Here is a 22815-nt window from a genome sequence, read left to right as displayed (position 1 = left end):
CAACATGCTCAAAGAGGCATAATCTCAGTTTACATTTTTAGGCGGTGCGCTGTTTACGTACCCGCTTCCTTAACCCATATAGTTGGATTTCTAACGCTATGATGCGAACTCATTACTGCGGCTCATTGACTGAAGCCCAAATCGACCAAACCGTGACATTATGCGGTTGGGTTCACCGTCGCCGTGACCACGGTGGTGTAATCTTCCTTGACATGCGTGACCGTGACGGTCTTGTTCAAGTGGTGATTGACCCTGATACTCCTGAAGCTTTTGCAACTGCAGACAAAGCACGTTCAGAATTTGTATTAAAAATCGTAGGTCGTGTACGTCGTCGCTATGAAGGCACAGAAAATGCCAATATGGTGAGTGGTCAAATCGAAGTTTTAGGTAAAGAAATTGAAGTTCTTGCTTCATCTGAAACGCCTCCATTCCCATTGAATGATGAAAACGCAAACATTTCAGAAGAAATTCGTTTGAAATATCGTTTCTTAGACATCCGTCGTCCAGAAATGATTGACCGTTTACGTTTCCGTTCTAAAGTGACTAACTTAATCCGTAATTACTTAGACGAACACGGTTTCCTTGACGTTGAAACACCGATCTTAACACGTGCTACACCTGAAGGCGCGCGTGACTATTTAGTGCCAAGTCGTGTTTCAAATGGTAGCTTCTATGCACTTCCGCAATCACCACAATTATTCAAACAATTGTTGATGGTGGGTGGTGTAGACCGTTATTACCAAATCGCGAAATGTTTCCGTGACGAAGACTTACGTGCGGACCGTCAACCTGAATTCACTCAAATCGACATCGAAACATCGTTCCTTAACGATGACGATATTATGGATTTGATGGAAGGTATGACGGTTAAGATGTTCGATGAACTTCTTGGCGTGAAATTCGACAAATTCCAACGTATGACTTATGCAGATGCAATGCGTGACTATGCATCTGACAAACCTGACTTACGTATTCCTTTGAAATTGGTTGACGTTGCAGACATGATGCAAGACGTTGAATTCAAAGTATTCGCAGGTCCTGCTAAAGATCCTAAAGGTCGTATCGTTGCACTTCGTGTACCAGGCGCAGGCTCACTTCCACGTAGCCAAATCGACGAATATACTAAATTCGTGGGGATCTACGGTGCGAAAGGTTTGGCTTATATCAAAGTCAACGAACTTGAAAAAGGTATCGAAGGTCTTCAATCTCCAATCGTTAAATTCATCGAGCCAATCGTGCTTGATTTGTTGAAACGCGTTGGCGCTGAAAATGGCGACATCGTCTTCTTCGGTGCGGATAAAGCCAAAATTGTAAATGATGCAATGGGTGCGTTACGTATCAAAATCGGTCATGACATGAACATGGCAACTTGTGAGTGGGCACCACTTTGGGTTGTTGACTTCCCAATGTTCGAAGAAACTGATGACGGTAAATGGACGTCTGTTCACCACCCATTCACACTACCAAAATCAAGTGTTGAAGAAGTGAAGAACAACCCTGGTCAAGCACTTTCAGTTGCTTACGACATGGTCTTGAACGGTACTGAAATCGGTGGTGGTTCACTGCGTATTTATACTTTAGAAATGCAAAAAGCGATCTTTGAAGCGCTTGGTATTTCTGAAGAAGAAGCAGAGGAGAAATTCAGCTTCTTGTTAAATGCATTGAAATTCGGTGCGCCTCCGCATGGTGGTTTAGCATTCGGTCTTGACCGTCTTGTCATGTTGATGACAGGTTCATCTTCAATCCGTGACGTAATCGCATTCCCGAAAACCAAGACTGCTGAATGTCCATTGACTCAAGCACCAGCACCTGTTGAAGCAAATCAATTGCGTGACCTTGGCATTCGTTTACGTGAAAAACCAAAAGCTGAAAATAAAGAAGCTTAATTCTTTATTTGAGTAATAAAACCCTGCCTTTGTGCAGGGTTTTTGATTTTTTACGATGAATATTTCCCCATATATTGACTAAAATGATGTTTTGATTGTTTTTGATAACTCATCTGACTTTAAAAGTGTATATGATGAGGTACGCCAAAATAAATATTTTGAAAGTTGGAAATTTCATTCATTTCCATCCTCATTTTGTTCATAAGATTTTTCAAATACCTTGTATTTTAGCCCTGCAATGTTTCTGACGTATTCCTAATCTTTATAGCATTTTATTTCTTCCATTTATTTTTTCTCATCATTCAATCTGTCAGATCTTTTTATGTATTATATTCTTAAGTTTATAGCACGCTTTCCATTGGGTGTCTTACAACGCTTTGCCATATGCATTGCAATAATAATGCAGTTTTTTAACTCCTCAATAAAACGAAATACCCATATAAATCTAAAAGTTGCATATCCCACTTTAAGTGATTCCGACCATCATGTCATGCTCAATGAGAGTATCAAAAGCCAATATATGACCTATCTAGAGTCAATCAAATGTTGGGGAATGCCTGCTGCTTATAGTTTAAGCTTGCTTAAAAATATCTATGGTGAAGAGCATTTTGTAAATGCATTAGCAAATAAAAAGGGCGTTATTCTGGTCGTTCCACATTTTGGTTGTTGGGAGCTTTTAAATGCATGGATCAATGTATACGCCCAACCTCTCATCATGTACAAACCGAATAAAGTTGCAGGGATTAACCGATACTTATTAGAAGCACGTCAAAAATCAAATGCAAAACTTGTCCCAACAGATGAAAGTGGGATTCGAGCAATTTTCAAACATTTAAAAATGGGGGGATTAACGGTGATTTTACCTGACCATGTACCTAAACAGTCCGGTGGAATTTACTCTCTTTTTTATGGGCAAAATACGCTTTCAAGTACCTTGGTTTCTAAACTTGCACAGAAAACACAATGTAATGTGATCGGTTTAAGCTGCATTCGCAATACAGACCATCGTAGCTTTGACGTGCATTGCAATCGCCTATCTCATGAAATTTTATCAAAAAACTTACAGCATTCTGTGGATTGCCTCAACCAAGAAATGCAAAGAATCATTGACGGTGCACCTGAACAATATATTTGGTCATATAAACGTTTTAGAAAAAATGCTGATCAAATCAATATCTATAAAAAATCTTGACCTTATCATCCGCTCTATTTTTTACAGACTTAGATTTAAGGAATATTATAAAGTCTAACTCAAAAATTAGTTGTGCTTATTCAATTGAGATTAGGCCTTAAAAATGGCATACTAATGGTGCTCTTTGGAACGGTAATTTCTCTCATGGCTATGCGTCCCGATGTTCGTCGTCATACGATCATTCTTATTGCGTTTTCACTTATTCAATGGGGCTTTGTCTTATATATACTCAATCATCAATTGTTTGATTTAGACAAATATCAACGTATTTTATTATTTTGCTTGAGTTGTTTTGGTGGTGCATTTGTCATTATGGGGGCACTTATCTATTTAGTTGTGAAAGGCAATGCTGATGATGGATAATAAATTGAATCATCATTCAAAAAAAATTTTATTTATTATTGATGATTTAGGCCGTGGTGGAGCTGAAAAAATTACTGCTGATTTAGCATCCTGTTTAGCTGATCAAGCACATCAGGTCTCGGTTGCAGTATTAAGCAATGATAAAACAGTACAAATTCTAAATAAGAAAATTCATTTTATTGATTTGAATATCCGCTCTGAATTTGCCTTTGGCAAATTATGGAAAAACAAAAAGCTGAATGATTGTGAAAAACGAACCATCGACTCCCTGATTAACTCCACATCTTTCGATTTGATCATTTTAGGTCATCATAATGGTTATTATATCTACGATGAATTATCTCAAAAAGATAAAGTATGGCATTGGATCCATGCTGAACTCATTGAGTTTAGAAATACCCAAAACCCGCTAAAATTATTAAAAGAATACCTTCGACAAATTCGTAACCGAAAAAAATTTAAAAAATTATTTAACGGGAAAAAATGCATTACTGTCAATTCTGACCTGGCTCGGCGCTATCAAAAACTATGTCCAGACAGTCAGCTTACCAACATTGCCAATGGTACTAAAATTATTGCTGCTCCAAATCCGTCTCAGGCTTATAACAAAAAATGGGACTGCATTTTTGTTGGTCGCCTGGTTGCGATTAAACAGGTTGATCATGCGATCAAGGCATTTTTACAAAGTGGTTTAACAGGGAAAATGGCGATTATCGGTGAAGGTCCTGAACGTAACCGCCTGGAACAATGGGTACGATCACTGAATACTCAGGACAAAGTTGAATTTCTTGGATGGATTGAGCAACCTAAAACCTATATGCAACAAAGTCAATGCGTCATTATGTCTTCATTTTATGAGGGGAGTCCTGTCACCTTGCTAGAAGCGATTTCATTGAATATCCCTGTCGTCAGTTATGCGTCCTCTACGGGAATTACAGACTTGTTTACAGAAGAATATAAAGCACTATGTCTGGCTGAAAAACAAAATATTAAAGAATTGGCACAGAAACTGTATACCCTTGTAAACCACCCGATACAATACAACACTGCAATGCAAAGAAATATTAGTATTGATCGAATGGCAGAACAATTTTTACAACTGACTGAGCAGCATTAAAGTCATCAGAAACATCATGATTTGAAACGCTCTACAACAGCGGTGACAAATTGATTATGCGCTTTCGCAATTTGCTCAAAACAATAGACGTCCAATGCTTCTTTCTTGGCTTGTTGCGCCAACTGTAGCGCTTCTTCTGGATGAGCGATGAGATATTCAATCCCATTTGCAAGATCCTGTGCATCACCAAGTTTGGCCACCCAGGCATTTTCACGATGTTTACATACTTGCATAGGACCAATATGATCGCTACTTAAAACGACTTTTCCCCATCCAAAAGCATCAAGAATGCCAAGAGGTTGGATATCATTTAATGATGGTATAGCCATCATATCCGCACGATGATAAATCTCGACTTTTTGCTGAGCATCCACCCATCCAGGGAACTGAACTAAATGCTCAATGCCAAAATCTTGTACCATTTTTTCATATTCTGCTTTGTTCTCACCATCTCCTGCAAGAATTGCATTTACCTGAATATTTTTTTGATTGAGTAGATGAATCGCTTCAATTAAAATATGAACACCCTTGTTTGGAATCATCCTGGTCAACATTGCGATTGTCGGCGGAGTCCGTAGTGGCTGTGGTAGAGCGGGTTCATTAGGTAAGTGTATTAAATTGGAAATGACAGCATGCATTTTTTTGGCATTTTGTGCCTCTGTCATTCTTTGCTGAACTAAATGCTGAATATGCGGTGTAATGTGTATAAATGCATCAGCCCTCACAGTACGCTTGACATTATGGCTATGATTAACTGCAATCACTGGAATTTTTTTGGCCATCCCCATCATTGCATTCTTAAACAACCAGACTGCTTTTCCACTATGTGCGATGACAGCATCAGGTTGCTGTTCCAATAAAAACTTACGAATCTTCATTGCGGCATTGACACTATAAAAGCCTGTATTTGCAATGACATGAATGGAGCGGTTTCCACTGCTCAAATGCTTATTTTCTTCACCACGTAATAAAACAACCTCATGTCCACCCAGTTCCAATGTATCTGCTATATTTAACATGGCTTGCCAACGGCCACCTGTCGCATCACCATAAACTGTGTTAATAATTTTCATGCCACAAAGAATCCTTGAATTAATTAAACCTATTACTTTTAAAGCTTGGTCAATTATAAATTATTTGATTCAAATTGAGCCTTAATTAGTTCTTCTAATTTTATCGCATGATATTCATATTTAAAATCATTTAAAATTTGAATATCAAAATGTTCTGGGGAATAAAACTTTATCCAGCCACGATTTTTTTTATCAGCATAATATTTTTCAAATTCTGAGTTTAAGCGTGTGCCAGCGAAATGTGCAATTAATACTGGTTTTTGCAACATCAAACTTTCACTCACCATCGAAGTCGAATCTGGTGAACAAATAATAATATTTGCTGCATACATTAAATCCTTTACTGGTGTCTTATCTCCTTCACCCACCAGTATCAAATGCACATTTTTATATTGTTTTAAAACATTTTTCAAAGCTTGTTCAAATAATTTTGGTGTTCTTCTAGATGTTGAAATAAAAAACTCATCTGCACTAAAATTTTGTGCAAGGTTTTCCAACATGATAATCCAGTCTTCAACGGAACCAATTGAAACATCATGTGAATCAGCACCAATCAAAACACTCCACACACCTGTGCCAGATTTTAAATTAAGTTTTTGACGTGCACCTTGTTCATCTTTATCTAAATTAAAACTCAACAATTTATTGGGTGCAATAGGATAGTAAATAAATGGTGACTGCCCTGCTTTATTTTCATCAATGGTAAATACTGCATCAAATGCACTAGCTGGCATTCCTCTCAATGACGTTGCAATAATATTTTTGGCGGGAACATCAACGCTGCTTAAATATACTTTTAACAATGCATTTGCTAGCAAAGTATCACCACCTGCAGAAACGATATATTCGATACTGTCTATATCCATATCTTCAAATTCATCAAGATCAAAGATTTGCCCCAACATCCACGATTTTGAAAAAAATTTAAATCCCCACATCAAAATTTTCTTTTTAAACTTAGAAATCGTCTTTATTTTTATATATTCAACTAAATATTTTTGATCTCGATTTAATATTGTACAAATACCTTGAGTCTGCGTTTCATGACCAGGACGACCATCTGTTATGGCGAGAATCATTGGCTTTTGTAAATCTTGCATGAATTTATCCAAACTTTATTTATGTGAATGTTGTACTTTCATATAGACATCAATAGTATGAGCAATCATTTTATCAAAGCTAAGTTGCTGTTTTGCTAAATCAAAAGAAATGCCGAATTTTTGACCAATATCAGGTTCGTTTATATAATGCTTTATCAATTGCTGTAAAGCATCAGGTTGGTTAATTTCACATAAAAACTCACGTGGAATAAACTCTGACATCATTCCAACATCAGTTCCAATCACTGGACGCTGTAACAGTAAAGCCTCACTCAAGGTATAAGGCCCACCTTCACGATGCGATGAAATGATTAATGCTTCTGATTGGTTAATTTGTTGATGAATATGATCAGAGTATCCATACAATTTGACGCGATCTTGTAAATCCAATTGCTCGATTAAATACTGTAATTTTTCTTGCTCTTCACCATCACCGATAATCAATAATTCATGTGAAATATCTTTCCAAGCACGGATCAAAACATCAAAACCTTTCACTTCATTTAAGCGACCAATCGCAAGAAATTTGTGGTTTCGCTGCAATGCAGTAACAGGTTCAGTCACAACAGCTCCGTTATAAACGACACTGACTTTATTTGGCTGATTAATTTCATTTGCTAAACGTTGACTCACTGCAATAATTTGATCAAAAGCTAGATAAGCTTTGATATTACTTTTCAAACCGTGCATGGTGACAACACTTGGAAAATCAAAACTAGAAATCATATACTGTAAAAATTTTGCAGTTTTTGAAGCATGTGCATGTAATACATCTGGTTGTGTTTCAAGTATTTTTTGTTTTAATTTAATCTTAGTAAATGGATTATGACGGCTGCCACTCATATCCATTTCAATAAAATTAACCTTTGGACTCATTAAAGGTAAAAAACGTGAATGTGCAATTAAACTTACATCATGAAACTGAGCTAAACCGTTACTCAATTCAATGACATGCTTTTCAAGCCCACCATCTTCGTTACTTGCCATGACCATTGTTATACGCATGATCAGCCCTCACGCTTGCCAAGTTTAAGACGGAGTTTGACAACAAACATTGAATCCTTACCGCTGATTTTAATCCGTTGTAGCTGCATAAAGTCAGGGCTTAGACCATCAATGCCTTCTTTGGTGGTAACTGCATTGTGATAACCTACCTGTTTTGCCAAATCGACATCACGTTGTGAATAGATTCCAAAGGGATAAGCAAAACTTGTCACCGCTTGCTGAGTCAGTTGCTCCAGTTGTATTTTAGAGTCCTGTAACTCATGCAGACACTGCTCATCCGTCAGTTTATCCAGATTGGCATGAGTTAGGGTATGTGACCCAATTTCAACCACAGCACCTTGTGCCAAAAAACGGACTTGTTCATCATTAAGTTTAGGCTCACGTGCCAATTCACCACTATTATGATGAGCTTTTTTATAAGTAGACCAATCACGATCATGACGATCAACCACTACATAAATCGTGGCTTTGGCTTGATATTTTTCTAAAATAGGATAAGCATTTTCCAGATTATCCAGATAGCCATCATCAAAAGTAATGGCAACCGTTTTTTCAGGGTGTTTGCCCCAATTCTGCTGTAACTCCTGCATAGTCACAAAGTGAAAATCTTGTGCTTTCATCCATGCGATTTGCTTTTCAAACTCAGCAGGTTTAACTCGTAATTTATTGAACTTCGCACCCTCTATATGCTCGCGCACCATGTGATACATCAGAACACGCGGACGTTTCCAGTCTACAGCAGGTTTCCACCATGCATATTTCATGCTAAATGCAATCATTAAAACCAACAGTAAAATGAGAATATAAATCACGGTCATGGCCAGTTATTTTGCTAAAAGATATGTTGCCACACGATCTGCTTCTTTAAAAGTCTGTGCTTGTGGTAAATCGGCAATGTTTTCAGCAGTGGAAATCAAATGCGCTGTCAAAATCTGATCGATAGATTGCGTGATTCGATCTTGCTTGCTGCGATCAATTAAAATCGTCCCAACTTTACATCCTGCCGTCAATGCCTCAAAAATCATTGAAACACTGTCCTCTGTCACCCAAACTGCTTCTGCTAATTGCATTTGTTCAAAAATCCAGCCTTGTGGTGTTTGCTCTACAGGAAAAATTTGTAATTTTTCTGCATATTTTTTTTGCTTTAATTGACTCAAAAAATCTGCGGGTGTACGTCTTGATGTGGTTAAAATGATATCGCCATGCGGATTTTGCTGAACAATATTTTCAATAGCAGCGAAAACTTTTTGATCATTCCATGTATGACGTTTCGATGAACCACCCAGTGCAATCAAAATGCGACCTGAAATATGTCGTTGCTCATCGACAATGGGATTCAGCGCGCCTCTGCTCACAATCACATTGCCCTGTTCTGTCACAGCATCATGTTCAGGAATCACAGCATAATCAAACAATGAGCATGGAAAATTTGGCTTCATCAAAATGACAGTTTTTGCCTGTTTATAGACTTTCCCTAATAGCAATACACGTAACTGCGTATGGCTTCCCACCCCAAAGATATAATCAGGTGTTTGTTGAAGCTGAGGAATTTTATGTTGCATCATTCCCATAATTAAAGGAAAAATCGAAAGCTCCACAATTGAGATTTCTTCAAAAGTGACAGCTTGCTGAGATTGTCTTTGCATCGCTTTAAACAAGCCCATTGCCTGTGAACGATGTCCTGCTTTTCCATCACTGACGTAGACAATATGCATGAAAATCCTTATTTAACCACCATAAAAATCATAAAAAAAGGCGAAACCAAGTTCCGCCTTTTTATCTTAACCGATCAACTTATTTTACGTAAGTCAACCAATGTGCATATTTAGGATCTTTGCCCTGAACTGCATCAAAGAATGCTTTTTGAATTTTCTCAGTGATCGGACCACGCGCACCAGAGCCGATTTCACGGTCATCATACTCACGGATTGGCGTTACTTCAGCAGCAGTACCTGTGAAGAATGCTTCATCACCAATGTAGAATTCATCACGCGTAATACGACGTTCAAATACTTCAATACCAAGGTCTTTCGCAATAGTAATGATGGTTTGACGAGTAATCCCATCCAATGCACCACCTGCAATATCAGGTGTATGCAATGCGCCATCTTTGACTAAGAATACATTTTCGCCTGAACCTTGACATACATAACCCTGTGGGTCCATCAACATTGCTTCGTCATAACCAGCTTGAGCAACTTCTTGATGGGCAAGAATAGAAAGCGTGTAATTGCCCGCAGCTTTTGCCTTACACATCGTCACGTTCGGGTGATGATGCGTAAATGATGAAGTTTTAACACGAATGCCTTTCGCCATTGCGTCATCACCAAGGTAAGCCCCCCAACTCCACGCTGCTACAGTTGCATGAATCGTGTTGTCTGTTGCAGCAATCCCGAGTTTTTCCGAACCAATGAAAATGATTGGACGTAAATAGCAAGAAGCTAATTTATTTTCACGTACAACATCAATTTGAGCTTGTTCTAAAGTTGCTTGATCAAATGGAACTTTCATTTGATAAATTTTTGCAGAATTTAACAAACGTTTTGTATGGTCTTGGAGACGGAAAATCGCGGTACCATTTGGTGTTTCATAAGCTCGGACGCCTTCAAACACACCCATACTATAATGTAAAGTATGGGTTAAAACGTGAACTTTCGCTTCACGCCAATCAACCATTTGTCCATCTTGCCAAATAAAACCATCACGATCAGCCAAATTCATGGCACACACTCCAAATTTTTACACTATTATTCACTTTCCAAAGCGAAAGCCGCTGTTGGATCAATTAATCTTTGCCATAACTTACAAACGACCTCTCGGGTATCGTGCCAATCAGCTGCGCTAACTTGCATATTATGATTTGCAAGTGCTAAGCGATGGCTCTCGGCGCGTTCACTAAGATAAGCTTGAATCAGTGCGGATACATCGTCGCTGGATAAGCAACCTGCCTTTGCGGCATCCTCAAGAATTCTAACATTGTCGGAATAATGGGCGAGATCAGGATTCGTCCCACTCCAGGCTAATACAACATACTGTGCCATAAATTCAATGTCAACGATACCACCTGCATCCTGTTTTAAATGAAAAATTCCATCTTTTTTCTGTTCTTTTGAAGAACCTAGATGATCTTTCATCTTTTGCCGCATTTTTAATACTTCTTGTCGAACTGTTTCTTCTTCTCTCGGCAAGGTCAGAATTCGACAACGTAGTTGCTCAAACTTGCTTCTTAAGATTGCTTCCCCTGCGATAGAACGTGCTCGTACAATGGCTTGATGCTCCCATAACCATGCATTCTTTAATTGATATTGTTCAAATGCTTTTAGACTGGTCACTAAAAGCCCAGCTTCACCTGATGGACGTAAGCGCGTATCCACCTCATAGACTCGACCATCGAGTGTTTGCGTGGTCATTAAAGACATAAATTTCTGTGCAACGCGCATAGCAAATTCAAAACCACTAATGATTTTCATGCCATCGGTATCGGCTTGCTCATCCATATAATGAATAAATACTAAATCTAAGTCCGAACCATAACCCAACTCAATTCCACCCAATTTACCATAGCCTGCAACAACAAAAGCCATGTGATCAAGTGAACAGCGCTGTCCTTCTGCATCTAATGGATAACCATGCCGTTTCGCCACAGTTTGATAAGCCAAATTTAAAGTCGCAATGACAGATACTTCAGCAATATCAGTCAGTGCATCTGAGACTTTCATGAGGGGGCTTTCAGCCAGTACATCACTTGCCGCAACCGTCAGAACATTCGATTTTTTGAATAAACGCAATACACGCATTTGATCTTCAACTTGATCAATCTCAATGCGTAATAACTGTTGGCGTAAAGAATCTTCCAAATCTTTGCGTTTTGGCAATTCAAAATCCATCGACAAAAATTCATCTAATAACACTGGATAATGAGTCAGCTCTTCACAGATCCAAGGGCTTACCGTTGCCATTTTAACTAAGCGCTGCAATGCCCCTTTGCTTTCAATGAGCATGACTAAATAGACAGTACGGCGCATCACCGACTCGACCAAAGGCATCAAACGCATGAGCGCCACTTGCGGTTTATCTGATTGTAAAATCGCTTCAATCAAATGCGGCCAGAACTCTTTTAAGCGCTGTACTGCTTTGGCAGGAAGTTTTTTAATGGCATGTCCGTACCAAAATTCATGAATTAAATTTTTTGCATTTTCATCTAAGACATTTTCTAATTGTTGCTCAAGTTGGCTAAAACTTTCCGCAGGTGAATCGTAGCCTTTTTCTTTAATTAGATGTTCAAATTGGTAAATGACTCTACTACGCTTTTCATTTAATACATCAAGAAACTGTTGCCAATCCTTAAAACTCAAAGTATCAACAATACGCTGTCTAAGTTCTGGCTCAGTTGGCAAAGATTGGGTTTGTTGATCATTCAATGCTTGAATAGCATGCTCAACACGACGTAGAAAAAGATAAGCATCCTCAAGATCTAGAACTGATTGTAAGTCTAGTAGTCCAACTTCACCCAAGTGTTTTAGGCTAACTAGGCATTGCCGATCTTGTAATTCTAATTTTGAACCGCCATAAATCAGTTGAAATACTTGAACAATGAATTCAACCTCGCGAATCCCTCCAGCACCTAGCTTAATATCATCAGCAATATTACGACGTGCAACTTCGCGCTCAATCATGGCTTTCATTTCACGCATCGCTTCAAAAGCCGTGTAATCCACGTACTTACGGAAAACAAAAGGTCGTGTCATTTCTAACAGCTCATCCCCCTCTTTTCCACCAGATACGATACGCGCTTTAATCCATGCATAACGCTCCCATTCACGTCCATGCTGACTGAGATATTTTTCTAATGCCACATGACTAATGGCAAGTGCGGAACCATCACCCCAAGGACGTAAACGCATATCAACACGAAATACAAAACCATCTGCGGTGATATGCTCAAGCAAATAAATCAGCTTTTGTCCCCAATGAATACAAAACTGTTGTACATCAACACACTTACGACCGTTGGTTTCACCCTGTTCATCAAAAGCAAAAATCAGGTCGATATCACTCGATAAATTCAGCTCTTGCGCACCCAATTTCCCCATTGCAATGACAATCAGATCTTGCACTTTGCCATTATAACCAATCGGTTCTCCATACTTGGCAATCAATGGAATTCTGGCAAAATCTTTAGCCGCATTAATACTTGCATCTGCAAAATCGGAAAGTTCACGTGTTAAAGTAACCACATTTGTAAGCTGATTAGCATCTTGCCAAATCCAACGAAACATTAAACGTGCACGTAAAATACGAATGGCTTTCATCCATTGCAATTCATCTGAAATTCCAACTAAGGTTTCATGCACATATTGTTGAATTTTTTCGGTTGAAAGCGAATACTGAAACTGATCAATAGCATAATCTTGTTCTAAAAAAGCCTGATGTAAACTTAATACTTGTTCTGCGTATTGACTGGCACGTAACGTTTTTTGCAATTGCTCAGCATTCATTTGGAAAGAGCCTATACTTTTTAATTCACCTTATCTTTATAACAGGTTATCACTGCCACGGGCAGATTTCAGAGGCAAATTTCCGGCATTTTTAGTCAAAATATTAGACATCACGAACGCTTTGCGCTCTACTTAAATGCTGTTGATGAATGTTTTATACATTGTTTTTCTGACACGTTTTTTTATCGATTGATGCTGTCACTAAAGCTTGATGACTGTGCTTCGCTGTAGGCAATATCAAAGTAAAGACTGTCCCCTCTCCTATTTTAGAGCTCACTGAAATCACACCATGATTTAAATCAACAAAACGTTTACATAGAACCAAACCTAAACCTGTTCCTCGCTCACCAGACGTTCCTTTAAAGCTGGCATTGATTTCAGGCTCAAAAATGTTCTGCATTTGTTGTTCTGTCATTCCAATCCCTGTATCACGGATTGAAATTTCAATGCCTTCTAGACTTTCTTTTGCACTAAGAATGACTTTGCCTGAACCATCAACATGAGTAAATTTCAATGCATTCGAAACTAAGTTTTGAATAATCGAAGTCACCATATTGATATCAGCATATACTTTAAGATGCTCCGGCACCTCATCCACTAACTGAATATTTTTTTTGATAGCCAACATATTCAGCACATCATAAACAATCTTTGTAGATTGTTTTAAATTGAAGTTAATCGGGTGATAAACAAAGCGCCCGCCTTCTGCCATTGCCCAATTCAGTAAATTCTCCAATAACGTATAAGTTGACATGGCAGTATCGTATAAATATTCAGCAATATTCTGAATACTTTCACGATCTAATGTATCTTGCTCTTTCGCTAAAACCTCAGAAAAACCAATCAAGCCATGAAATGGTGCTCGTAAATCATGTGCAATGATTTGGAAAAATTTAGTTTTACTAAAATTGAGTGCACACTCTTGTTCATAAAGTTCTAAATAATTTTCCGACTCTGTTCTTTTTTCTAAAATCGTCACCAAACCAGAACTTAATTCATCTAACAAACTCATTTGTTCGACAGTAATATCTTCCTCAGCATCATCAAAAAAAATGACCTGACCAAATGATTCGCCTGTTTCACTATATTTAAAATTTAATCCCACTACACGTTGGTGAGGTATATTTAAACCACGTAAATGTTGTGAAAATTCTTGATAATTATGATGTTTGGCAGTAATCATTAAATCTTGTTCAAAATAAGGCAGTAAACTTTTATTTTTTTCGATAACGAGCATTCGAAAATCGTACAATGACTCGGTATACCAGGCATAAGGTTCATCATGAAACGAAAAAATTGCTTTTTTTAAATTCAATATGCCACGTGCAACCCGCATATAACGCTCAATTTTATTATCCGAGCTATTTACACCCAATAATAAAGATAATTTACAAGCGCTTAGCTTATCAGCCTCACTCATTTCTAAGAGTTTTAATGTCATGGCTGCCTCATGAGGACGAGTAAAAAGAATGTATGACTCAGCTTATTTACAAGATGTCACATTTTATAATATAACAACAATATGTCTAGAATAATACAACCTTCTATCGATAATAATTCCAAACTCTATTTTATTTAAAAAACACCACAAAATCAATTACATAAAACTATGACATATAAATTAAAATATAGTCCTATACTTCATTTAGATCTGTTAAATTATATTTACCTACATTTGATGATTTTCTAAATCAGATTTATAAACCGAAAAATAGATATATATCCTTCATATAAATTATATTTTAATTTAAATACCATCAATCAAAAATAGATAAAATTAAATAATGTTAAAATTTTACTGATTTTCATTGATATATTTAGTTTCTATCTTATACAAATAATACAATGACCGTTTTCTATTCTAGCTCTATTTTGTTCGATGCTCATACGTCATTACTGTACACCTAATTAAGCATATTTAAACAAATTCTGTTATCATGTCACTAAGTTATAGATTTGCAAATATTGACAGGTTGTGTATTGTTTCGCCAGAACACACACGGTGTTCAATGTGTGAGTGTTTGTCGCGATATAAAAATAAGAAATACTGCGCTGTTACAATTCACTCTCATTCTACACCAAACTTATCCTACACAAGTTGTTCTGTGTTTTGTCGTATAGATCAAGAAACTGAAGGTATTTTCAGATTTACAACCCATGTGACAGATCTCGTCATGAAGCAGTCATACAAGCTCTAGTATCATTTTTTAGCGAAATGTCGTTATCACTAGATCTTACATTGACTGAAAGGAAATGAACATTGATACTTTCAATGTTTTTATTTAAGCAAATCGGTTCGTAGGGACTGAACCACAAGTTTAGTCCTCAAAAACATAATCCAAAGCAAGGGGCTATATATGGCTGGTGGAAAGTCAACTATCATTTACACATTGACCGACGAGGCGCCACTGTTAGCGACCTATTCTCTGCTACCGATCATTGAGACCTTTACTAAGCCCGCTGGCGTAGAGATCGTTAAAACCGACATCTCTGTTGCTGCACGTGTGCTTGCAGAATTTACAGACTATCTAAAAGATGAGCAAAAGGTTAACAATAACCTTGCTGAATTAGGTCGTCTTACTCAAGATCCTGATACCAATATCATTAAATTGCCAAATATCAGTGCATCTGTTGCTCAATTAACAGCATGTATTAAAGAGCTTCAATCGAAAGGTTTTGCGATTCCTGATTATCCAGAAAATCCAACAACTGATGAAGAGAAAGAAATTAAAGCACGTTATGGCAAATGCTTAGGTTCTGCTGTAAACCCAGTTTTACGTGAAGGTAACTCTGACCGCCGTGCACCTACTGCCGTAAAAAATTATGCAAAAAAACATCCACACTCTATGAGTGAATGGAAACAGTGGTCACAAACCCACGTTTCACATATGGATGAAGGTGACTTCTATCACGGTGAAAAGTCAATGACTTTAGACCGTGCACGTAATGTGAAAATGGAATTGATCACCAAATCAGGTGAAACCATTGTTCTTAAGCCAAAAGTTGCGCTTCAAGACGGTGAAATCATCGACTCTATGTTCATGAGCAAAAAAGCACTTTGCGACTTCTATGAAAAAGAATTAGATGATTGTAAAGAAGCGGGCATTTTGTTCTCTTTACACGTTAAAGCAACCATGATGAAAGTTTCACACCCGATCGTATTCGGTCACTGTGTGAAAATTTATTATAAAGAAGCGTTTGAAAAACACGCTAAATTATTCGCTGAACTCGGTATTAACGTAAACAACGGTATGGCAGGTCTTTATGAAAAGATCGAAACCCTACCAACTTCTTTACGCGAAGAAATCATCGAAGATTTACATGCTTGTCAAGAACACCGTCCTGCACTTGCAATGGTTGACTCTGCAAAAGGCATCACGAACTTCCATTCTCCTAACGACGTAATTGTAGATGCTTCTATGCCTGCAATGATCCGTGGTGGCGGTAAAATGTGGGGTGCTGACGGCAAACCTTACGACTGTAAAGCAGTAATGCCAGAATCTACGTTCGCACGTATTTACCAAGAAATGATCAACTTCTGTAAATGGAATGGTAACTTTGACCCACGTACGATGGGTACTGTTCCTAACGTTGGTTTGATGGCGCAAAAAGCTGAAGAATACGGTTCACACGACAAAACTTTCGAAGTTCCAGCAGCTGGTGTTGCAAACATCACTGATATCGAAACTGGCGAAGTGTTAATGTCTCAAAACGTGGAAGAAGGCGATATCTGGCGTATGTGTCAGGTGAAAGATGCACCGATCCGCGACTGGGTTAAACTTGCTGTAACTCGTGCTCGTAACTCTGGTATGCCAGCAATCTTCTGGCTTGACCCGTACCGTCCACATGAAAATGAATTGATCAAGAAAGTTCAAACTTACTTGAAAGATCATGACACTGCTGGCTTAGACATTCAAATCATGTCTCAAGTACGTGCAATGCGTTATACACTTGAACGTGTAGCGCGCGGTCTAGATACAATTTCTGTAACAGGTAACATTTTACGTGACTATCTCACAGACTTGTTCCCAATCATGGAATTAGGTACTTCTGCGAAAATGCTTTCTATCGTTCCGTTAATGGCGGGCGGTGGTATGTACGAAACTGGTGCAGGCGGTTCTGCGCCTAAACACGTACAACAACTTGTTGAAGAAAACCACTTACGTTGGGATTCTTTAGGTGAGTTCTTAGCACTTGCTGTTTCTTTAGAAGAAATGGGCATTAAAGAAGATAACGCGAAAGCAAAACTTCTTGCGAAGACTTTAGACCAAGCAACAGGTAAACTGCTCGACAACGATAAATCTCCATCACGCCGTACAGGTGAGTTGGATAACCGTGGTAGCCATTTCTATCTTGCTAAATTCTGGGCTGAAGCTTTGGCTGCACAAGATGAAGATGCTGAGCTTAAAGCGAAGTTTGCACCACTTGCTAAAACACTTGCTGACAACGAAGAAAAAATCGTTGCTGAACTTGCTGCAGTGCAAGGTAAAGCTGCTGATATCGGTGGTTACTATGCAGTAGATACAGCAAAAGTTGATGCAGTAATGCGTCCAAGTGCAACTTTAAATGCAGCACTTGAAGCAGTACAATAAGTGATCTAGCACAAATTTATTTGTGTGATAAAAAACCGATGCCAAGGCATCGGTTTTTTTATTTATAAATGCAAAACTTATACAGATGATTTTTCAATCAACATCGCATCACCATAACTAAAGAAACGATATTTGCTTGCCACTGCATGTTGATATGCATTCAAAATATTTTCTTTATTTGATAATGCCGAAACCAACATCAGTAAGGTTGATTCAGGTAAATGGAAGTTCGTAATTAAACGATCTACGACACAGAACTGATAACCTGGATAAATAAAAATCTGTGTATCCCCTGTCCAAGCGCCAATTTTCCCACCACAAGCTTGTGCAGCACTTTCGACTGCACGTGTTGCCGTTGTACCAATGGCAATCACTTTATTACCACGAGCTTGCGTATCTTGAATCATTTTTGCAGCAGATTCTGATACTTCACACCATTCACTATGCATAATGTGATTTTCAATATCTGTGGTACGTACTGGCAAGAAAGTGCCTGCACCAACGTGTAAAGTGACAAAAGTTTTATTCACACCTTTTTGGGCTAATTTGGCTAGAAGGTCTTCATCGAAATGCAAACTTGCTGTTGGCGCTGCAACAGATGCTAACTTAGTCGGGTTATTAAAAACTGTTTGATAGCGTTCAGTGTCAATCGCTTCAGCTTCACGATTAAAATATGGTGGAATCGGTAGCTGACCATAAACCTCTAAAACTTGTAAAATAGGTTGTGAAAACTCCACGACAAATAAATTTTCATGTCGACCAGTGACAGTCACTTTGACTCCATCTTCACCAATAAATAATTCAGCGCCTGCTTTGGGAGAATTACTGGCTTTGATATGACAATGGGCAATGGTTTGGTCAAAAATACGTTCAACGAGAACCTCGACTGCACCACCTGTTGCACGCTTACCTTTAAGGCGAGCTTTCATCACTTTGGTATCATTTAACACCATTAAGTCACCTTCTTCGAACAAATCTAAAATATCGGTGAAATGATGGTCTTGGTATGACCCATCTGCATTGAGATGCAGTAACCGTGATGCACTACGTGTGTCTAAAGGATAGCGAGCAATAAGCTCATCGGGGAGGTCAAAGTTAAAATCAGAAAGTTGCATAAAACGAAAATTTAGGAAATAAAACTCGACGTAGTATAGTCTTTTTTATACTTTATCGCAGAAATTGCTGCTTTTTAATCCAAAAAAATCACATCTGAATTAAAAATAAACAAATGTGAAATATCTTGATTGACAATGATCTGAAAAACGCTATTATAGCCACACAACCTCTCCCGAGGTGGTGAAATTGGTAGACGCGGTGGACTCAAAATCCACTGTCAGCGATGACGTGTCGGTTCGAGTCCGACCCTCGGGACCATATATATGAAAAGCCTCTAAGCGCATTAAGACTTAGGGGCTTTTTTATTATCTAAATCAATAGCATACATGCTTTTCTGAGTTTCATCCATAGATACCTCATAACCTGAAAACAGGGTGGTTGTGGTAGATAATGAGTACCCAATTTTTGTTTTAGGTACTCATGGTACAGTTCTATGGCTAAAACGATAAAACCATTCATAGTCACTCAAATTGAAGCAAGCACAGCAAAAGAAAAAATTACAACCTTTTAGAGGGTAACGGTCTTTACTTAAGAATTAGACATTCAGGTACTAGAATTTGGATATTCCGAAGATGATAAAAAAACCCATCAAAAGATGGTTAGGTATGCCTAAAATTTTGGAGGCGATTCAATCAATGAATTCATCTTCACCATCAAACCGTCAATATAGATAATCCAAAACATTGAAAATTATGAAAAAATATATCCTACTTTAAAGTATTGAAGTGAATTCACTTTAACAATTACCAACCAATAACCCTGTTGAGGACATTTCCCACTGCTTTAATCGAAACTTTATAATGATCTTAAAGAAAATTTATTCCTGAAGTTTTGAGCGTAAATGTGTGATAAAAATCAACCAAATCTTTGGGGTAATATAAGTATTGATGTAAGACTGTATCATTTTCTATCTCTAACAGAATAACAGCGCATGCTGCTTCAAAAGCCCAATATCCATAATAACCGCCGTCAGATGTGTGAGCATCATACCAAGGTGCTCCTGATAAATCTTTGTACCAATTCTTTAAAAACTGACGAACAAAACCTAAAGAAGTTTCATTATCTTGATTTGAAAATGCTTCACATAATAATAAATAAGGTTTTGCAACCAATACTGTTGAGCAATCATATCTATTTTTATCTGAAAAAGATAAATACTCTTCAATTAACCAATCTTGAGCGACATTTTCTTTCTTTTCACCGTCAATCAATTTCGCAACTCTAGGTAGTAAATCCTTTCTGTGGAGTAAGTAACACAAACTGATTAACCAAATACATGGACAATAGCCATCAATAGTAAATAATTCAAAAACTGGTAAGTTTATATTTTTATGATAACTTCTTAATTTACTTCCATACTGCTCATAATAATCAATGACTATTTCTAGTTGGCTTCTCATGAACAGTAAACTATTGCCAGCTGTATATTCCAATATAAGCAGATTTAAATAGTTCTCTGCGACTAGAGCATAAGAATATACCCATCTTTCTTCTAGAGAATGACCAACACCTGTAGGATTTACTTTAAAAGTTTCAATAGTATCCAGAGTTTCTGCCTTGAATGTTTGGTACATTTGAGGTGTTAGAAATTGTTGTCTTCGTTCCAATTGTGGTAAAGCCATTATCTTCAATTACCTAAATTACTTGGATTAGATCCTGTTAACCTACCTTTATTATCAACAACTTTACTGATATTAGATTCTACCCAAATACGAATAGGTTGATGTATGCTGATAAAAATGGAGATTTTAGCTTGATAAAAAAAATAAACTTATTAAAAGTTTAGCATGAGCAAAAAACAAAAGATTGATACGGCACCCTTTAAAACTGAAGCGATTAAATCAAGTAAAGAAAATACCTCTGAAACGGCACGACAGCTTAGTATATTTCCATGCAAACGCAGTCGAATTGGCATCATAAAAAGCAAAGACAGGAACACTCGTTGGCTCACAGCAATATTGTCCTGACCCTGCTGCTTTGCTCAAAGAAAATAAAAAACTCAAACAGCAACTCAAAATAATCAGCACAAAGGGAAATAAGTACCCAAATCGATACCCAGTGCTAATTTAGATCCAGTAAAAACTGCTGTGTTAAAGCGTTCAAACAAAGCTTTCATTTTCAATTCATATTTAGTCTTTATCATGACTAGCAATTCACCATAAAAACATGGGAAAATAGTCAACTTTTGCAGCAATCAATCAGCGAACTGTTTTTTCGCCAGATTTAGGTCATTTATGAAGTTTGAAAAATTAGGTCAGTCGGGACGTGCCCGTCGTGGTCGTTTAACCTTAGAACATGGTGTTGTAGAAACGCCTGTGTTCATGCCAGTCGGCACTTATGGCACGGTCAAAGGCATGTTGCCGCGTGATATTGAAGATATTCAAGCTCAAATTATTTTGGGTAATACTTTTCATCTTTACTTGCGTCCTGGTTTAGATGTCATTCGTGAACACGGTGGTTTGCATGAGTTTATGAAGTGGGGAAAACCAATTCTCACTGACTCAGGTGGTTTCCAAGTCTTCAGCTTAGGCGCAATGCGTAAAATCAAAGAGGAAGGTGTTACTTTCCGCTCACCTATTGATGGCTCAAAAGTCTTTTTATCACCTGAAATTTCAATGGATATTCAGCATACATTGAACTCAGATATCGTGATGATTTTTGACGAATGTACGCCTTATCCTGCAACGCATGAAGAAGCACAAAAATCATTACAGCTTTCATTACGTTGGGCGAAACGTTGTAAAACTCAGCACCATGATGTATTAAAAAATAAAAATGCATTATTTGGCATTATTCAAGGTGGCATGTACGAAGACCTGCGTGAAGAATCACTCAATGGTCTAAAAGAAATTGATTTTGATGGTTTTGCCATTGGCGGTTTATCTGTAGGTGAACCTAAAGAAGAAATGATTAAAGTTTTGGATTATTTGCCTGCAAAAATGCCAGAAGATAAGCCACGTTACTTGATGGGTGTTGGGAAACCTGAGGACATTGTTGAAGCGATTCGTCGTGGTGTAGACATGTTTGACTGTGTCATGCCAACCCGTAATGCGCGTAATGGGCATTATTTCGTGACTGATGGTTTGGTGCGTATTCGCAATGCTAAATATCGTCATGATCAAAGTCCACTTGATCCACATTGTGATTGTTATACTTGTACAAATTTTACCCGCGCCTATTTATTCCATTTAGAAAAATGTGGCGAAATGTTGGGTTCAATGCTCGGTACGATTCACAACTTACGTTATTACCAACGTTTTACTCAAGATATTCGTGATGCTTTAGACAATGGTACCTTTGATGAATTTGTCGCTGATTTCTATCAACGCCGTGGCTTAGAAGTTCCACCTTGCCCAGTCGATGAATAATCCTAAGGATGGCGTATTTTTCATTCATCAGGATTTGCGCTGAGCTACAAGACCATGTAAATTGCAGAACAAGTCAATTTAAATGTCATGTTTTTGACACCCGTTATTTAACTTTAGGAAACTAAAATGAGTTTATTTATTTCTGCTGCTCATGCAGCCGATGCACCTGCACAAGGTCCAAGCATGATGGCTAACTTATTGATGATTGCTGTTTTTGTTGCAATCTTCTATTTCCTTATTTGGCGTCCTCAAGCAAAACGTGCTAAAGAACACCGTGCACTGATTGAAAGCTTAGGCGTTGGCAGTGAAGTGGTTTTTGCAGGTGGCTTAATGGGTCGTGTGACAAAAATTGACGGTGACTTTGCAGTAATTGAACTCAACCGTGGTAATGAAGTAAAAATACAACGTGCAAGTGTTATTTCAGTACTCCCTGAAGGCACATTAAATAACCTTTAATCAAAAAGTAGTCGTGCTTCTTGCACGACTTTTTAATTTTAAGAAGAAA

17 protein-coding genes, 1 tRNA gene and 1 pseudogene are annotated in these 22815 nt (G+C 37.8%); 9 read left to right on the top strand and 10 right to left on the bottom strand.

Features of this window, described 5'->3' with window-relative positions:
- Positions 1-98: 98 nt before the first annotated feature.
- From aspS to G0028_RS03475, 4 genes are all read left to right on the top strand, one after another.
- Complete coding sequence (gene aspS, locus G0028_RS03490) at positions 99-1886, top strand: aspartate--tRNA ligase (protein WP_130074188.1); 1788 nt, start codon at positions 99-101, stop codon at positions 1884-1886.
- Between the two features lie 322 nt (positions 1887-2208).
- Positions 2209-3078, top strand: coding sequence for a lysophospholipid acyltransferase family protein (locus tag G0028_RS03485; protein WP_180045248.1), 870 nt, complete (start codon positions 2209-2211; stop codon positions 3076-3078).
- Positions 3079-3222: 144 nt separating this feature from the next.
- Positions 3223-3441, top strand: coding sequence for a hypothetical protein (locus tag G0028_RS03480; RefSeq protein ID WP_174493296.1), 219 nt, complete (start codon positions 3223-3225; stop codon positions 3439-3441).
- Positions 3431-4558: a glycosyltransferase gene (locus G0028_RS03475; RefSeq protein ID WP_174493297.1), complete on the top strand. Its 1128-nt coding sequence runs from the start codon at positions 3431-3433 to the stop codon at positions 4556-4558. Before G0028_RS03480 ends, G0028_RS03475 begins: the two co-directional genes overlap by 11 nt.
- Positions 4559-4572: 14 nt before the next feature.
- Here G0028_RS03475 and G0028_RS03470 read toward each other — a convergent pair whose 3' ends face one another.
- From G0028_RS03470 to G0028_RS03435, 8 genes are all read right to left on the bottom strand, one after another.
- A complete protein-coding gene (locus G0028_RS03470; RefSeq protein WP_174493298.1) occupies positions 4573-5631 on the bottom strand; it encodes a glycosyltransferase family 4 protein in 1059 nt (352 codons plus the stop codon).
- Positions 5632-5684: 53 nt separating this feature from the next.
- Positions 5685-6731 carry an ELM1/GtrOC1 family putative glycosyltransferase gene (locus G0028_RS03465; RefSeq protein ID WP_180045247.1) on the bottom strand — a complete coding sequence of 349 codons (1047 nt, stop codon included), beginning with the start codon at positions 6729-6731 and terminating at the stop codon, positions 5685-5687.
- Positions 6732-6746: 15 nt separating this feature from the next.
- On the bottom strand, positions 6747-7736 hold the full coding sequence (locus G0028_RS03460) for a glycosyltransferase (protein ID WP_180045246.1): 990 nt from the start codon (positions 7734-7736) through the stop codon (positions 6747-6749).
- A 2-nt stretch (positions 7737-7738) separates the two neighbouring features.
- Positions 7739-8548, bottom strand: a complete 810-nt coding sequence (locus G0028_RS03455; protein ID WP_180045273.1) for a polysaccharide deacetylase family protein — start codon at positions 8546-8548, stop codon at positions 7739-7741.
- A gap of 12 nt (positions 8549-8560) precedes the next feature.
- Positions 8561-9451: an ELM1/GtrOC1 family putative glycosyltransferase gene (locus G0028_RS03450; RefSeq protein ID WP_180045245.1), complete on the bottom strand. Its 891-nt coding sequence runs from the start codon at positions 9449-9451 to the stop codon at positions 8561-8563.
- A gap of 79 nt (positions 9452-9530) precedes the next feature.
- Positions 9531-10457 carry a branched-chain amino acid transaminase gene (locus G0028_RS03445; protein ID WP_130074175.1) on the bottom strand — a complete coding sequence of 309 codons (927 nt, stop codon included), beginning with the start codon at positions 10455-10457 and terminating at the stop codon, positions 9531-9533.
- Between the two features lie 26 nt (positions 10458-10483).
- Positions 10484-13234: a bifunctional [glutamate--ammonia ligase]-adenylyl-L-tyrosine phosphorylase/[glutamate--ammonia-ligase] adenylyltransferase gene (gene glnE, locus G0028_RS03440; RefSeq protein ID WP_180045244.1), complete on the bottom strand. Its 2751-nt coding sequence runs from the start codon at positions 13232-13234 to the stop codon at positions 10484-10486.
- A gap of 154 nt (positions 13235-13388) precedes the next feature.
- Positions 13389-14675 carry a sensor histidine kinase gene (locus G0028_RS03435; protein ID WP_180045243.1) on the bottom strand — a complete coding sequence of 429 codons (1287 nt, stop codon included), beginning with the start codon at positions 14673-14675 and terminating at the stop codon, positions 13389-13391.
- Between the two features lie 916 nt (positions 14676-15591).
- On the opposite strand from G0028_RS03435, the gene G0028_RS03430 reads away from it, so the two are divergent.
- A complete protein-coding gene (locus tag G0028_RS03430; RefSeq protein ID WP_180045242.1) occupies positions 15592-17826 on the top strand; it encodes an NADP-dependent isocitrate dehydrogenase in 2235 nt (744 codons plus the stop codon).
- 77 nt (positions 17827-17903) lie between these two features.
- Here G0028_RS03430 and queA read toward each other — a convergent pair whose 3' ends face one another.
- Positions 17904-18941 (bottom strand): tRNA preQ1(34) S-adenosylmethionine ribosyltransferase-isomerase QueA, encoded by a 1038-nt coding sequence (gene queA, locus G0028_RS03425; protein ID WP_180045241.1) that lies wholly within the window; start codon positions 18939-18941, stop codon positions 17904-17906.
- Between the two features lie 172 nt (positions 18942-19113).
- Here queA and G0028_RS03420 point away from each other — a divergent pair.
- A tRNA-Leu gene (locus G0028_RS03420) sits at positions 19114-19200 on the top strand.
- Between the two features lie 548 nt (positions 19201-19748).
- Here G0028_RS03420 and G0028_RS03415 read toward each other — a convergent pair.
- The gene (locus tag G0028_RS03415) at positions 19749-20564 is read right to left on the bottom strand and encodes a PoNe immunity protein domain-containing protein (RefSeq protein ID WP_180045240.1); all 816 of its coding nucleotides are present in this window, start codon (positions 20562-20564) and stop codon (positions 19749-19751) included.
- Positions 20565-20729: 165 nt separating this feature from the next.
- Between G0028_RS03415 and G0028_RS03410 the strand changes: the two are divergent.
- The 3 genes and pseudogenes from G0028_RS03410 to yajC all read left to right on the top strand — a co-directional run.
- Positions 20730-20958, top strand: a pseudogene (locus tag G0028_RS03410) (transposase); the annotation flags it as partial.
- Between the two features lie 218 nt (positions 20959-21176).
- Complete coding sequence (tgt, locus tag G0028_RS03405; protein ID WP_130074127.1) at positions 21177-22310, top strand: tRNA guanosine(34) transglycosylase Tgt; 1134 nt, start codon at positions 21177-21179, stop codon at positions 22308-22310.
- A gap of 126 nt (positions 22311-22436) precedes the next feature.
- A complete protein-coding gene (gene yajC / locus G0028_RS03400) occupies positions 22437-22766 on the top strand; it encodes a preprotein translocase subunit YajC (protein ID WP_111858849.1) in 330 nt (109 codons plus the stop codon).
- Positions 22767-22815 lie beyond the last annotated feature (49 nt).

It is taken from the genome of Acinetobacter piscicola (assembly GCF_015218165.1).
Lineage (GTDB): Bacteria > Pseudomonadota > Gammaproteobacteria > Pseudomonadales > Moraxellaceae > Acinetobacter > Acinetobacter piscicola_A.
The sequence above is the reverse complement of the archived record's forward strand: the minus strand, read 5'-3'. Positions and strand labels throughout refer to the sequence as shown.